Genomic DNA, 13,916 nt, shown 5'->3' on the forward strand with positions numbered 1-13,916 from the left:
GCCTAAACCAGGAGAGTTATGAAAACTCAGGCCATGGATAAGGCTAAAACTGCTGTGAGTGACTGCCTTTACCCTTTCAAGTCCACGCTCGGACCGGGCTACCCTTCGGTCGAGCAATTCGAAGTGGTGCAGAACATTCAAGGCGTGGGGGTCGGAATCAAGGCACGCACGGCCTTTGACAGCCGTGTGTGCATCGCCAAAATCTCTGGCTATGCCCTGAACGAGCGACGCCTGCACACCTTGCAGCTATCGTCGCGCACCCACCTCTACGACTGTTGGTTCAGTGGCCTGTTTTCACATTCATGCAAACCGAATGTGTTTCTCGACCTGCACTATCTGGAGGTCTGGACCCTGCGGGACATCCGTCCAGGCGAGCTGCTGAGCATGGATTACACCATGACCGAAGACGTGCTGTTCCGGCAGTTCGCTTGCCAATGCGGCGAGCTGAACTGCCGGGGCTGGATTACCGGTCACGACGAGCTGCTAAGCGCCGAGGGCCAGGCGTTCATGGCCCAGTGGCGCGAGCGCAAACGCCCTTAGGCTTCACCCAGCGGGCGCAGGCGATATTGCGGCGGCAACTGCTCGAAACCACTGATGGTGGTGTTCAAGCTCTTCCAGCGGCCATCCTTGATGCCGTAGATGCAGCCGTGGATCGACAGGCCCTGCCCACGGTGCCAGGCGTTTTGCACAATGCTGGTGTGACCGACGTTGGCCACTTGCTGGATCACGTTCAACTCGCACAGGCGGTCGACGCGCTCTTCTTCCGTCGGCAGCTGGGCCAACACGTCGCGGTTTTCGTAGTAGAGGTCACGAATGGTGCGCAACCAGCCATCGATCAGGCCGAACTGACGGTCTTGCATCGACGCGCGCACGCCGCCACAGCCATAGTGGCCGGTGACCAGGATGTGTTTGACCTTGAGCACGTCCACTGCGTACTGGATCACCGACAGGCAGTTGAGGTCGGTGTGCAGCACCACGTTGGCCACGTTACGGTGTACGAACAGATCACCGGGCAGCATGCCGACGATCTCATTGGCCGGTACCCGTGCGTCGGAACAGCCGATCCACAGGTATTCCGGGGTTTGCTGGCGGGCGAGCTTGGCGAAGAATTCGGGATCTTCCTGTTTGATCGCGTCCGCCCAGCGTTCGTTGTTATCAAGCAGGTCTTGTAGTTCGTTCATCAGGGAAAGCCTCAGGAATGATGCGCAGTTTTGTGACTGACAACCCCACGTCCAGGTCACGCCCTGCCGGTGAATAACAAGCGTGAATTAGCTTGAATCTTTGGGCCACCCAGCCTGTCCACACACTATAAGCCCCACAGTATGAGGATTGGCCATGACTGAATCACGACGTCCCTACGGCGCTACGCAGCCTGAACCCATAGATGACAATGAGGACCGCATGGGCTCGATGCGCGAACTGGATTTTGACGAAGAAGAACCGACGGCGGAGATCGGCGATGAGATCCCTCGTCGCGAACGTGAACACCGAATGCCCGACGAACGGGTGCGTGAAGCAGGTCTCACCGGCGCGTCCACAGATGATCACGAGCCGACTGATGATGATTTAAGCCCGGAAACGTTGATCCGTGAGGATGGTGCGCGCGATGCCCGTGAAGAAGGCGAGGATAACCCGGCGGATTACGACCTGAGCATCGTCGATGAAGATGAAATTGGCGGGGGTACTGGGTTGGATGAGGCCGAACTGGCGGATATCGACCCGATAGACGGTAAACCCTGATACACCTTCGCCCAGACTATTAACCCCGACCTGTAGGAGCCTGGCTTGCCGGCGACGGCGATCTCGAGGACGCCATCGCCGGCAAGCCGGGCTCCTACGGTTTTGGACGGTGTTTAATCGACCAGGGTGCAGGCCATCACGACGGCATCTTCGCGGCCACCGACGGCGGGGTAATAGTCGCGCCGGCGGCCAATTTCATTGAAGCCATAGCGCTCATACAGGCGAAACGCGCCGGTATTGCTGTCGCGCACTTCCAGGAAGCATTCACGGGCATTGGCGGCATAGGCGCGGGACATCAGATGTTCCAGCAACGCCAGGCCGAGGCCGCGGCCCTGGTTTTCCGGTTTCACGGTGATATTCAGCAGGTGAGCCTCGTCGAGGATGATCTGCACCACGCCATGCCCCACCTGCTGTTCACCTTCAAACATCAGCCAGATCTGGTACTTGCCCAACCCGTCGAGAAATATCCCACGGGTCCAGGGGTGGCTGAACGCCGCGTATTCGATTTTCAGCACGGCGTCGAGGTCGGCCTCGGTCATCGGGCGGAAGGATAAAGCCTCACTCATCGGTCGTTTTCCAGCGCGCCATCAGCCGGCGCATGGCTTGCCAGACATCAGCCTTACGCTGTGGCTCTTCCATTAATAATTCCAGGCCCGGCAGGGCCCATACCGAGCCCAGGCTTTCGACCTGCAGCTCGCGGTACCAGGCTTCGGCGTTGGCTTCGCCGGCAAATCGCACGGCGGGCAGGCCGATCAGCCACAGGCACACACAGGGTTCGTCTTCCAGGCGCGCCGATACAAAGCCTTGCACAAAATCCCTCGCGGCTTCCGGGCCCTGGTCCATGTTGCCGCGCACCAGCAGCGGCCAGCGCACCGGGTCGCCGACGATTTGCGGGCTGTCGGGCAGGCCGGCGGCACGCAGCATGTCTTTTAGCAGCATGTAGGCGGGGTCGCGGGTCTGGAAGCGTTCGCCGGTCGGCAACTCCACCAGCAGCAGGCAGCGCCCGGCCCGCAGCAATTGCAGGGCAAAACGCGGTGGCGGTACCACCGGGGCCTTGACCACCGGCGCGGCCTCTTCGACCACCTTGGCCGCCTTGGTGACTGGCGCGGGACGCGGCACTTCGATCTTCGCCCGTTCTACCACCGGGCGCGTTTGCGGGGTGGGCTCGACCACCGCCACGGGCGCGGCCGCCTCTTCCCCCGACGACTCGAACGCCTCGTCGGGCTCAAGCGCCTGCAACAGCTCCGGCCGCGACGGCGCGGCAAACGGCAGTTCGGTGCGGGGCAGCCAGTTGACCACCTGCATGGCGGTCAAGTAAGCGCGACGTCGGGACTCGATAAGCACAGCTCGGCCACTTGTGGATAACTAAAGAGCGGGGATTCTACCGCTGTTCGGTAACAATCGCCCACTGCGTACTGACCGGCTGTGGATAAATCCCGCGTCCGATGCAGTACAATCGCGACTTTTAATCGCCAACCAGCCGGCCATTCCCATGATCGAACCCAAGCGCGTCCTGCGCGCCCTCGCCGAACACTGGGCCTTACTTGAGCCACTGTGCGAACACTTCGACCAAGGCACCCTGAGCCTGGGCGAGCTGCGCGCACAACTGGCCGCCCAACAACTGGACAGCACGCCCCAGGACATCACCAGCCTGCTGGACGTGTGGATTCGCCTGGATATCCTGGTGCCTGTCGCCAAGAGCCCGAACCGATTCGAGCTCAATGCGCAGATCCACGACTTCCTGGCCTATCTTCGCAAGGAGCACCGGCTTGGCCTGTGCCTGGAAATCGAAGCCTACCTGCGCCACCTTGAGCGCCTGGCCGGTTATATCCAGGACGCCTTCGACATCCGTGATGGCCACGACCTGGCCCGCCAGCTGCGCCTGCTGGATATGCGCGTGCGCGACGTGCTGAAAAAGCTCGCCAACGACGAGCAGGCCCTCGCCGCCGTGGCCGACCGGGCCAAGACCAGCGATCGGCAGATCCCGCTGCGCCAGCGTTATGCCGAGGTATTGGCGACCTGGGACGAATACGTCGAACCCATGATCCAGCTGGTGAACGCCGACGGCGCCTTCGAGCAAGGCGTGCGCAAGGTAGAAAACGTGCTGCTGCGCATGCTCACCGAGCAACAGCGCCTCGGCCACTTGGTGGACGACGACATGCTGCTGCGCACCCACGCACGCATCCTCGAAATGCAGACCAGCGCCCAACTGACCCTGCGCCATGCTCGCGAGCTGTTGCTGCCGCTGCGCGAAGAAGCGCGCCGGCACAACGCCGTGACCCGTGGCGCGGCGCTGGCCTTGTCGGCCATCCGCCGCAAAGGCCTGGACGCGGTGCCGCAAGCGGCGATGCCGATGTTCACCCGGCCGCAAAGTACCTTTCTCGGCAGTGCCAGCCAAGTCGAGGCGTACGTGTATGCCCTGGCGAATTTCGAGCCGAAACCGGCGCGTTTCCCCAAGGCGCACAAATCCCACAAGGGCGACGCCCAGCGCGCACCGCGCACGGTCAAGGAGATGCTCGAGCGTTGCGAAGACGCACTGCCGATGCCAGACCTGATGACCTGGTTGCTGGAGCAGGAACCGGACGGCGCCACCGACGAATTGCTGTACTGGTTCTCACGGCTGTCTCGCGAAAAACGCTTCAAGCGCGAACGCCTGGAGCGTCGCGATTACCACACACACGAGCACCAGGTCAGCCTGCGCTCGTTCGCCCTGCTCCCGGCCACGCCCGACGCCGCCGAGAATTCTGCGAGCACCGCTTCTGTAAGGACTTCGCATGCATCTTGATCTATCCGAACTGTCCCAGCTGGCGCCGATCTTTCGCGAGCTGTTCAAGGGTTACCACGTCAGCCGCCGCGACCCGGAGCTGTACGCGCAACTGTCGAACTTCCAGGACCAGTACCGCACGCTGTTCAGGGCCTTGGGCTTTGAGCTGGTCTGCGATACACGGGGTTTCTACTATTTCGTGCCGGACTCCGCCATCGCCAGCGCGCAGGTGAACAAGACCGCCCAGCGCCTGGCACTGTTTACCTTCATCATCGTCGAGCACTTGGCCGACCAAGGCCGCGACCCGATTGCCGTGCTCGACGGTGGCAGCCTGGGCCGTGATGAGTTGCCGTCGCTGCTGGAGAAGTACCGCGACCTGTTTATCCAGGCCGAGGTGCAGACCCAGGAAGAACTCGAAGAAAAAATCATGCGCCGCATGACCCAGCTGGGCTTTGCCAGCGAAGACAACGGCGTGTACCGCTTCCTGCCGCCGATGCACCGCTTCCTCGATGTGTGCCTGTCGGTGCAGCAAGACCGCGACCTGGCGGCCAGCGTGCACAGCGTGTTGCCGCTGCCGGCACCGGTGATCATCGACGAAGACAGCGATGAGAAGCTGCTGAAAACCGATGACCCGCTCGACTTGAGCGACTTCGCGGATGAAAGCGAAGAAGACGCACTGGCCCGTGCGATTGCCGAAGAACAGGAGACCGATGCATGAGCAAGGAACGCTACGGCATCCGCCGCTTCGCCCTATTGAACACGGCCGGTTACAGTCTGGGCTTGTTCCCGCTGGAAGAACCGCTGTCGGTGTATGGCGCGAACAACCTGGGTAAATCCGCGTCGATCAACGCCTTGCAGTTCCCGATCCTGGCGCGCATGTCGGACATGAGTTTCGGCAAGTACACCCTGGAACAATCGCGGCGCTTCTACTTCGCCACCGACACCAGCTACATCCTTGTCGAAGTCTCCCTGCCCCACGGCCCACACGTGATCGGCGTGGTCGGGCGCGGTCCGGGCGGTGGTTTCGGTCACCAGTTCTTTGCCTATGCCGGCAAGTTGGACCTGGCTCACTACCAGAAGAATGACACCTGCCTGCGCCAGAAAGAGCTGTTCACCAACCTGGAGCGCGAAGGCCTGAAAGCCTACGAACTCAAGCCGGATGAACTGCGCCGTTTGCTGGTGGGCGGCCATACGTCGATCCCGCTGGACCTGACGTTGATCCCGCTGCGCTCCACCAGCGAGCAGAGCCTGAAGACCTTCCGCGCGCTGTTTATCAACCTGCTGCACATGCGCGAAATCACTGCGGCCAAGCTCAAGCAATTGTTTCTCGATGCCTTCGAACACAGCTTGCGTTCCGGCAGTGTCGATTACATCGCCGCGTGCGAAGAAGCCTTCCGCGATGTAAGGCGCATGGAGCAGGACTACAACTCGCTGGTCGCAGCTGGCCCGCTGGTAGAAGCGCTGTCCAATGGTGTTCGCCAGCGCGACGTGTTGCGCGGTAAATTGCATCGCCTGTCGCCGCTGCTGGATTCGTTGCTGGGCACCTGGTCGGACTACGCCAGTGCACGCAAGGAAGAGCTGACCATCCAGGCCGAGCACTACCGCAACGAGCAGGACGCACTGCAGAACGACCAACGCGGCGGCACTCAGGAGCTGATGCGCCTGGAGCGTGAGATCAGCGGTATCCAACGCTGGTTGGGCGAGCTGTCGGTGCTCAAGCACCGCTTTGCGTTGGTGGATGACGTGAAGGTGCTGGAGCAACAACTGCTGGCAGCCAAGGACGCGCACGATGAATTGGCGGGCGCGCTGGCGCAGTCGCGGCAGTTCAGCGCCGAGGATCTGGACGAGCGTTTGCGCGACCTTGAAAAGCGCTTGAAGTCGGTCAAGCAGCAACTCGACCACGCCGACAACAACAGCTACGCCAAGCTACGGGAAGAGTTCTCGCAGCAGGACGTCGAACGTCTGATGCGCCTGTTCAACAGTTCGTTGTTCAGCCTGCCATTGGGCGAGCATGGCATCACGCTGGACGAGGATGGCCAGTGGGTCAAATCCCTGGAGCAGATCCTCGATGGCTTCAAGGGCGAACGTTTTGAAGTGCCGGGGCTGTCCATCGACATTTCCCACATTGAGCCGCCAGCCTTGCAGGCCTTGGCGGATCGTGCGGCATTGCGCGACCAGAAAGAGCGCCTGGAAAAAGAACTCAAGCAGCTGAAAACCCAGCAGGCCGTCGCGTCTGACCGTGCCGCGAGCAAGACCCAGACTGAAGCGCTGTACCAGCAAGTGCTGGATGCGCAGAAGGCCCTTGAAGACTTCCGCCGTGCCCAAACCCTGAGCGCGGAGGAAGGCGAGAAGCTGGAAAACCTGGCGCAGATGGAAGCGGCGCAGGATGAGTTGAAGCGCTCCAGTGATGCCTTCACTGAACGCGTCCAGCAACTGTCGGCCAAGCTGCAACTGGTCGGCCGTCAGATCGGCGACATGGAAGCCAAGCAGCGCACGCTGGATGATGCGTTGCGCCGTCGTCAGCTGTTGCCGGCAGACCTGCCGTTCGGTACACCGTTCATGGACCCGGTCGACGACTCCATGGACAACCTGCTGCCGCTGCTCAACGACTACCAGGACAGCTGGCAAGGCTTGCTGCGCGCCGATGGCCAGATTGAAGCGCTGTATGCACAGGTGCGCCTCAAGGGCGTGGCCAAGTTCGACAGCGAGGATGATGTTGAGCGTCGCCTGCAGTTGCTGATCAACGCTTATGCACACCGCACTGACGAGGCCCTGACCCTGGGCAAGGCACGTCGCGCGGCGGTGACCGACATTGCGCGGACCCTGCGTAATATCCGCAGCGACTACGACAGCCTCGAGCACCAATTGGCGTTGTTCAACCGCGAGATCAACAAGCGTCAGGTCTCTAACCTGCAAAGCTTCCGCATCGTGCTGGCGCCGAACAAAGAAGCCCTCAAGCATATCGACCAGATCATCCACAGTGCCGGTCAGTATGAAGAAGGCGAAACCCTCTCGGTGTTCGACCTCAGCCAGAGCGCCGAGCAGGACAACAAGAACGAAGAAGCCAAGGAATACCTGGCGCGCCTGGTGGCCGCCAACCATAACCAGTTGGGCCTCAAGGACTTGTTCGAGCTGGCGTTCGAGATCACCAAGGTACATGGCCAACCGGTGATCCACACCGACATCGATGGTGCCGCATCCAACGGCACCACCATGACCATCAAGGCGCTGACCAACATGTACTTGTTGCTGCACTTGATGGACCGCGACCAGGCCGGGCGTGTGCGTTTGCCGTACTACCTCGACGAAGCTGCGGACATCGACGAGAAAAACCAGGCGGCGCTGCTGGAAACCAGTTTGCAACTGGGCTTCGTGCCAATCCTGGCCAGTGTGAAACCGCAGGTGTCCGCCCAAGTGGCGATCGACCTGGAAGGTGGCAGTGGGCCGAACGGCATCTATATCGATGAGGCGGACTGGAAGTACATCCGTCGTCACGATGTGGTGAAGGCGACGATGAATGAGCCGGAGTTGGACGAGGTTTAATCCACGACGCTGAAATATGAAAAGGCCGCGATCTTATGGATCGCGGCCTTTTTTATGGGTTTGAATAGTGTGGTGCTTTTGAGGGCCTCTTCGCGGGCAAGCCCGGCTCCCACAGTTGACCGAGTTTTTCCCTGTAGGAATGCGGTCGAGTGAGGGAGCCGGGCTTGCCCGCGATGGCCGCGCCTCGGCCTATTTGCCGAGCGGGATTTTAGGCGCCCACGTCAGCCATTCATCTTCAAACTTGTCGAACAGCGGGAAGGTTTGTTGTGGCCTGGCGGCATTGCCCATGCGCTCGCCGTCCGGTGTCGCGAAGGCGATGCCACCGGCAACCAACGTCTCCAGGGACTCAGTACGCACGGTAGCGCCTTTGAACAGACCGAAGTCGAGGCCAAAGCCACTGGTGTTCCAGAAGCGACTGCCGCTGCGCACGAGGGGTGCGTACTTGGATTCGATCAGAATATGGATCAGGACACGGTCAGCGGTTTGGCCCAACTCATAGCCTGTCACCTTGCCCACGGTGACTTCGCGGTAGGTGACCGGTACGCCTTCCTTCAGCGAGCCACGGCGTGCGGCGCTGAGTGTCAGGCTCAGGCCAGCTTCCTGGTGGACGGCCTCGGGAGGCTGGTCCAGCGCGACAAAACTCTTTTGCGGGCCGGCGTTTTTCGCGGCCGGTTGCACTTCGATGTATTGCCCGGTGACCAGGGTTTCCAGGTTGGAGGTTTTCATCAGGCCCAACTCAGGCTTGACCACCCAGAACTGGCTGCCGACGCGGGCGATACGGTCCGCTACCTGGGTGATACGCGCACTGAGCAATACCGACTGCATGTCGGCACTGAGGTCAACACTTTCAATCTTGCCCACGTCCAGGCCTTTGAAGCGCACCGGTGTGCCAGGACGCATGCCGTCGGCGCGGTCGACCTTGATGGTCACCAGGGTACCGTGTTGGTTGGCGGCTTCGCGGTCGGCAAACAGGCGGAAACGTGGGATGCGTTTTTTCAACGGAACGTTGGGCTCCGGCGTTTCGAAGGCGATGCCGCCGGCCATCAGGCTGGCCAGGGATTCACTCTTCACCTGAATGCCGCCAGTGAGGCCGCCGGTCAGGGTGACGCCGCTGGCATTCCAGAAGCGCGTCGAGCCATTGACCAGGTTTTCGTATTCCTTCTCGATGTGAACGCCGATCACCAATTGCTTGTTCTTGCGCGAGAACTGGTAGCTCTGCACCGAGCCGACCTTGACCTGTTTGTAGAGGATCGGGCTGCCGACATCCAGGGAACCGAGGTTGTCGGTGAACAGCACCATGTGCAGGCCTGGAGAACGCAGATCCAACGGTGGTGCTTTGGCGCGCGCGACGAATTCACGCTGGGGAGCGCTGCCTTTGTCACCCGGGCGAATGGCGATGTAGTTACCTTTTACCAACGCTTCAAGCCCGGTGATGCCTGCCAGGGAGATGGAAGGCTTGACGACCCAGAACTGGGTATCTTGCACCAGGTAATCTTCGGCCAGCGGGTCGAGGGTCAGCTCCGCGTTGGCGCTGGACAGGTCCGGATCAATCTTCAGGGTTTTCAGGCTGCCGACCTGGATGCCTTTGTACATCACAGGTGTGCGACCGGCCTGCAGCCCTTCGAAGTCGGTGAGCTTGACCTTGACCTTGATACCGGCCGCAGCGGCGTCGAAATCTTCGTAGAGCCGAAATGGCAGGCTCGGGTCAGTGGGTGGGCTGTCCTTGCGGTTCTCTGGCGTGGCGAAGGCAATGCCGCCGGCGACGATACTGGAGAGGGACTCACTGCGGACTTTCACGCCGGAAAGGTTGGCGTCGATGCTGATGCCGCTGGCGTTCCAGAAACGCGTGTGTTTGCGCACCAGGCTGGCGTAGGTCGGTTCGATATAGACTTTGATCTCGACAGTGCTCTGGTCTTCGGAGAGCAGATAGCTTTTGACCTGGCCCACTTGAATCTGCTTGTAGAACACCGGACTGCCACGGTTGAGGGAGCCGAGTCGGTCGGCCTTGATCGTCAGGTGCAAGCCTGGCTTGGCGTCAGATAAGGGCGGCTCTTCGGAGAGTGCCTTGAATTTGCGCGTGGGCTCACCGTCGCCTGGGCTGGCGGCGATGTAATTACCCGAAACCAGGGTTTCCAGGCCGGTGATGCCGGCGAGGCTGACGCTCGGTTTGACCAGCCAGAAACGGGTGTTGGTCTTGAGGTATTGTTCGACGTCCTTGTTCATCTCGATGGTCGCAATCACCCCGCGATTGTTACCTTCATCGTCCAAGGCCAGGGCCTTGACCTTACCCACCGGCATGCCTTTATAGACCACTTCGGTCTTGTTGACCTGGATACCTTCGCCGCTTTCAAAGCGTACCTGGATATCGATGCCCTGTTGGGAATAGGCACGCCACCCCAGCCAGCCACCGATGATCAGGGCAATCAGGGGCAACACCCAAATAGCCGACCAGTTGGAGGCTGGGCGGGTTTTAGCTTTAGGCAAATCACTCATGGTCGTCGTCCGACTCCGTGTTATCCCAAATCAGTCGGGGATCGAAAGTTACTGCGGCAAGCATCGTCAAGATCACCACACTGGCGAACGCTGCAGCGCCGAGATTGGCCTCGACACTGGCAAGTCGCCCAAAGTTTACAACCGCCACCAGGATGGCGATCACGAAGATATCCAGCATGGACCAGCGGCCAATGAATTCGATAAAGCGGTACATCACGATGCGTTGTTGCGCGGATAGCGGCTGGTGACGCTGCACCGAGAACAGTAGCAGACCGATGCCTACCAGTTTGAACGTCGGCACGAGGATACTGGCAATAAACACGACCGCCGCAATAGGAAACATACCGTGCTGCACCAGCTGGATCACCCCGGCCATGATCGTACTGGGATCACCCTGCCCGAGGGAGTTGATGGTCATGATAGGCAACAGGTTAGCGGGGATATACAGAATAGCTGCCGTGATCAGCAACGCCCAGGTGCGGGTGAGGCTGTTGGGACGGCGGGCATGGATCAGCGCACCACAACGGGTACAGGTTTGCTCGTCGGTATCCGGTTCTTGCTTGTTTAATTCATGGCATTCGGTACAAATCAGAATGCCCGCATCAATCGCCCGCATGATCATCCTCTCCTGACAACGCTTGCCAGATCTGGTGGGGCGACATCACCACCTCAAGTAACACTTGAACCATTAGCAGGCTGACGAAGCAGACCAGACCCAGGCCAACAGTGATGGACGCCATGTCGGCAAGTTTCACGATCGCCACCAGCACGCCCATCAAGTAAACCTCCAACATCCCCCAATCTTTCATGTGATGGTAGATGCGGTACAGCAGCAGTCCATAACTGCGGCCAACCTTCCAGCGGATGCTGAGTAGCACTGCCAATTGGCAAAGCAGCTTTAGCAAGGGGATACCCATGCTGCACAGGAAGACAACCGCAGCGACGCCCTGCATGCCTGTATCGAACAGACCGACGACGCCGCTCCACACGGTGTCTTCAGAAGACTGCCCGAGTAGATTGAGCTGCATGATGGGTAGAAAGTTCGCAGGGATGTACAACAGCAGTGCAGCCAGAACCAAGGCGAGACTTCGCTCAACGACATTGTGACGGTGAGCATAAAGCTCGTAACCGCAACGGGGGCATTGGGCTTTTTCGCCAAGGGCGAGCACTGGTTTGCGCATCAGCAAGTCGCACTCATGGCATGCCACCAGGTCGTCCAGTGGTAAATCCGATACCTCAAGGGCATCAACCGGATCTGACATAAGTAGGGCTCGGACTCTAAAAAAGGTTAGGTGCCTATTCTAGTGTTCTGGTTCAGAAATAACTGTGCAAATTTGTCGGGGGGGATTCGCGCTGATTGAGTTTTCGACCGCCCAAAACAAAACCCCTGTTTGCGTTAGCAAACAGGGGTTCTGGAATTTAATCTTGACGATGACCTACTCTCACATGGGGAAACCCCACACTACCATCGGCGATGCATCGTTTCACTACTGAGTTCGGGATGGGATCAGGTGGTTCCAATGCTCTATGGTCGTCAAGAAATTCGGGTACTGAGTCGTGACCAGCTGGCCTCGCTTCAGCAAATTGGGTATGTGACAGCTTTCGGTGTTTTGTGAACGTCGAACTTTCGGTTCATTTCGTCTTCACACACCGCAATCTGATGCTCGTTAGAGTAGTCAAATTGCTTGGGTGTTATATGGTCAAGCCTCACGGGCAATTAGTATTGGTTAGCTCAACGCCTCACAGCGCTTACACACCCAACCTATCAACGTCGTAGTCTTCGACGGCCCTTCAGGGAACTCAAGGTTCCAGTGAGATCTCATCTTGAGGCTAGTTTCCCGCTTAGATGCTTTCAGCGGTTATCTATTCCGAACATAGCTACCCGGCAATGCCACTGGCGTGACAACCGGAACACCAGAGGTTCGTCCACTCCGGTCCTCTCGTACTAGGAGCAGCCCCTCTCAAATCTCAAACGTCCACGGCAGATAGGGACCGAACTGTCTCACGACGTTCTAAACCCAGCTCGCGTACCACTTTAAATGGCGAACAGCCATACCCTTGGGACCGGCTTCAGCCCCAGGATGTGATGAGCCGACATCGAGGTGCCAAACACCGCCGTCGATATGAACTCTTGGGCGGTATCAGCCTGTTATCCCCGGAGTACCTTTTATCCGTTGAGCGATGGCCCTTCCATACAGAACCACCGGATCACTAAGACCTACTTTCGTACCTGCTCGACGTGTCTGTCTCGCAGTCAAGCGCGCTTTTGCCTTTATACTCTACGACCGATTTCCGACCGGTCTGAGCGCACCTTCGTACTCCTCCGTTACTCTTTAGGAGGAGACCGCCCCAGTCAAACTACCCACCATACACTGTCCTCGATCCGGATAACGGACCTGAGTTAGAACCTCAAAGTTGCCAGGGTGGTATTTCAAGGATGGCTCCACGCGAACTGGCGTCCACGCTTCAAAGCCTCCCACCTATCCTACACAAGCAAATTCAAAGTCCAGTGCAAAGCTATAGTAAAGGTTCACGGGGTCTTTCCGTCTAGCCGCGGATACACTGCATCTTCACAGCGATTTCAATTTCACTGAGTCTCGGGTGGAGACAGCGCCGCCATCGTTACGCCATTCGTGCAGGTCGGAACTTACCCGACAAGGAATTTCGCTACCTTAGGACCGTTATAGTTACGGCCGCCGTTTACCGGGGCTTCGATCAAGAGCTTCGCGTTAGCTAACCCCATCAATTAACCTTCCGGCACCGGGCAGGCGTCACACCCTATACGTCCACTTTCGTGTTTGCAGAGTGCTGTGTTTTTAATAAACAGTCGCAGCGGCCTGGTATCTTCGACCGGCATGAGCTTACGGAGCAAGTCCTTCACCCTCACCGGCGCACCTTCTCCCGAAGTTACGGTGCCATTTTGCCTAGTTCCTTCACCCGAGTTCTCTCAAGCGCCTTGGTATTCTCTACCCAACCACCTGTGTCGGTTTGGGGTACGGTTCCTGGTTACCTGAAGCTTAGAAGCTTTTCTTGGAAGCATGGCATCAACCACTTCGTTAACTAAAAGTTAACTCGTCATCAGCTCTCGGCCTTAAGATCCCGGATTTACCTAAGATCTCAGCCTACCACCTTAAACTTGGACAACCAACGCCAAGCTGGCCTAGCCTTCTCCGTCCCTCCATCGCAATAACCAGAAGTACAGGAATATTAACCTGTTTTCCATCGACTACGCTTTTCAGCCTCGCCTTAGGGACCGACTAACCCTGCGTCGATTAACGTTGCGCAGGAAACCTTGGTCTTTCGGCGTGGGTGTTTTTCACACCCATTGTCGTTACTCATGTCAGCATTCGCACTTCTGATACCTCCAGCAAGCTTC

Annotated in this window: 11 protein-coding genes and 2 rRNA genes (1 of these 13 only partly in view); 5 read left to right on the top strand and 8 right to left on the bottom strand. The window is 59.0% G+C overall.

Going from position 1 to position 13,916, the window contains the following annotated elements; translation table 11 throughout:
* Window positions 1-18: 18 nt before the first annotated feature.
* Window positions 19-540, top strand: a complete 522-nt coding sequence (locus tag CWC48_RS06945) for an SET domain-containing protein-lysine N-methyltransferase (RefSeq protein ID WP_100491563.1) — start codon at window positions 19-21, stop codon at window positions 538-540.
* On the opposite strand, the gene can is transcribed toward CWC48_RS06945, so the two are convergent.
* Entirely contained in the window at window positions 537-1,181 is a 645-nt protein-coding gene (gene can / locus CWC48_RS06950) for a carbonate dehydratase (RefSeq protein ID WP_100491564.1), read from the bottom strand. The genes CWC48_RS06945 and can overlap by 4 nt on opposite strands.
* Window positions 1,182-1,335: 154 nt before the next feature.
* On the opposite strand from can, the gene CWC48_RS06955 reads away from it, so the two are divergent.
* Window positions 1,336-1,740, top strand: coding sequence for a hypothetical protein (locus CWC48_RS06955; RefSeq protein WP_028618685.1), 405 nt, complete (start codon window positions 1,336-1,338; stop codon window positions 1,738-1,740).
* Between the two features lie 113 nt (window positions 1,741-1,853).
* Here the strand turns inward: CWC48_RS06955 and rimI are convergent, their stop codons facing one another.
* Together rimI and CWC48_RS06965 are read right to left on the bottom strand one after the other, a co-directional pair.
* The gene (gene rimI, locus CWC48_RS06960; protein WP_003188286.1) at window positions 1,854-2,306 is read right to left on the bottom strand and encodes a ribosomal protein S18-alanine N-acetyltransferase; all 453 of its coding nucleotides are present in this window, start codon (window positions 2,304-2,306) and stop codon (window positions 1,854-1,856) included.
* A complete protein-coding gene (locus tag CWC48_RS06965; protein ID WP_100491565.1) occupies window positions 2,299-3,045 on the bottom strand; it encodes an energy transducer TonB in 747 nt (248 codons plus the stop codon). Before CWC48_RS06965 ends, rimI begins: the two co-directional genes overlap by 8 nt.
* A 187-nt stretch (window positions 3,046-3,232) precedes the next feature.
* Here CWC48_RS06965 and mksB point away from each other — a divergent pair, with 187 nt between their 5' ends.
* Genes mksB through mksF form a run of 3 tightly spaced genes read left to right on the top strand, consistent with a single transcriptional unit; the run spans window position 3,233 to window position 8,047 of the window.
* A complete protein-coding gene (gene mksB, locus CWC48_RS06970; RefSeq protein WP_078046732.1) occupies window positions 3,233-4,525 on the top strand; it encodes an Mks condensin complex protein MksB in 1,293 nt (430 codons plus the stop codon).
* A complete protein-coding gene (gene mksE, locus CWC48_RS06975) occupies window positions 4,515-5,222 on the top strand; it encodes an Mks condensin complex protein MksE (RefSeq protein WP_078046731.1) in 708 nt (235 codons plus the stop codon). The genes mksB and mksE overlap by 11 nt, the downstream gene beginning before the upstream one ends.
* Window positions 5,219-8,047 carry an Mks condensin complex protein MksF gene (mksF, locus tag CWC48_RS06980; protein WP_100491566.1) on the top strand — a complete coding sequence of 943 codons (2,829 nt, stop codon included), beginning with the start codon at window positions 5,219-5,221 and terminating at the stop codon, window positions 8,045-8,047. The genes mksE and mksF overlap by 4 nt, the downstream gene beginning before the upstream one ends.
* Before the next feature lie 189 nt (window positions 8,048-8,236).
* Here the strand turns inward: mksF and CWC48_RS06985 are convergent, their stop codons facing one another.
* The 5 genes from CWC48_RS06985 to CWC48_RS07005 all read right to left on the bottom strand — a co-directional run.
* A complete protein-coding gene (locus CWC48_RS06985) occupies window positions 8,237-10,540 on the bottom strand; it encodes a PqiB family protein (protein WP_100491567.1) in 2,304 nt (767 codons plus the stop codon).
* Complete coding sequence (locus CWC48_RS06990) at window positions 10,533-11,156, bottom strand: paraquat-inducible protein A (RefSeq protein WP_034101913.1); 624 nt, start codon at window positions 11,154-11,156, stop codon at window positions 10,533-10,535. Before CWC48_RS06990 ends, CWC48_RS06985 begins: the two co-directional genes overlap by 8 nt.
* Entirely contained in the window at window positions 11,143-11,802 is a 660-nt protein-coding gene (locus CWC48_RS06995; RefSeq protein WP_078046727.1) for a paraquat-inducible protein A, read from the bottom strand. The genes CWC48_RS06990 and CWC48_RS06995 overlap by 14 nt, the downstream gene beginning before the upstream one ends.
* A 161-nt stretch (window positions 11,803-11,963) precedes the next feature.
* Window positions 11,964-12,079: ribosomal RNA gene (rrf, locus tag CWC48_RS07000) — 5S ribosomal RNA — on the bottom strand.
* A gap of 157 nt (window positions 12,080-12,236) precedes the next feature.
* Window positions 12,237-13,916 (bottom strand): 23S ribosomal RNA (locus tag CWC48_RS07005) (it continues 1,212 nt past the right edge of the window).

Source organism: Pseudomonas sp. S10E 269 (assembly GCF_002798465.1).
Classification (GTDB): domain Bacteria; phylum Pseudomonadota; class Gammaproteobacteria; order Pseudomonadales; family Pseudomonadaceae; genus Aquipseudomonas; species Aquipseudomonas pergaminensis.

Excerpts from the sequence above, each read along its gene's own strand:
- mksE (WP_078046731.1), top strand. The coding sequence starts at position 4,515 with ATGCATCTTGATCTATCCGAACTGTCCCAGCTGGCGCCGATCTTTCGC.
- mksB (WP_078046732.1), top strand. The coding sequence starts at position 3,233 with ATGATCGAACCCAAGCGCGTCCTGCGCGCCCTCGCCGAACACTGGGCC.
- can (WP_100491564.1), bottom strand. The coding sequence starts at position 1,181 with ATGAACGAACTACAAGACCTGCTTGATAACAACGAACGCTGGGCGGAC.
- CWC48_RS06955 (WP_028618685.1), top strand. The coding sequence starts at position 1,336 with ATGACTGAATCACGACGTCCCTACGGCGCTACGCAGCCTGAACCCATA.
- CWC48_RS06965 (WP_100491565.1), bottom strand. The coding sequence starts at position 3,045 with ATGCAGGTGGTCAACTGGCTGCCCCGCACCGAACTGCCGTTTGCCGCG.
- CWC48_RS06990 (WP_034101913.1), bottom strand. The coding sequence starts at position 11,156 with ATGCGGGCGATTGATGCGGGCATTCTGATTTGTACCGAATGCCATGAA.
- mksF (WP_100491566.1), top strand. The coding sequence starts at position 5,219 with ATGAGCAAGGAACGCTACGGCATCCGCCGCTTCGCCCTATTGAACACG.
- CWC48_RS06995 (WP_078046727.1), bottom strand. The coding sequence starts at position 11,802 with ATGTCAGATCCGGTTGATGCCCTTGAGGTATCGGATTTACCACTGGAC.
- CWC48_RS06985 (WP_100491567.1), bottom strand. The coding sequence starts at position 10,540 with ATGAGTGATTTGCCTAAAGCTAAAACCCGCCCAGCCTCCAACTGGTCG.
- rimI (WP_003188286.1), bottom strand. The coding sequence starts at position 2,306 with ATGAGTGAGGCTTTATCCTTCCGCCCGATGACCGAGGCCGACCTCGAC.
- CWC48_RS06945 (WP_100491563.1), top strand. The coding sequence starts at position 19 with ATGAAAACTCAGGCCATGGATAAGGCTAAAACTGCTGTGAGTGACTGC.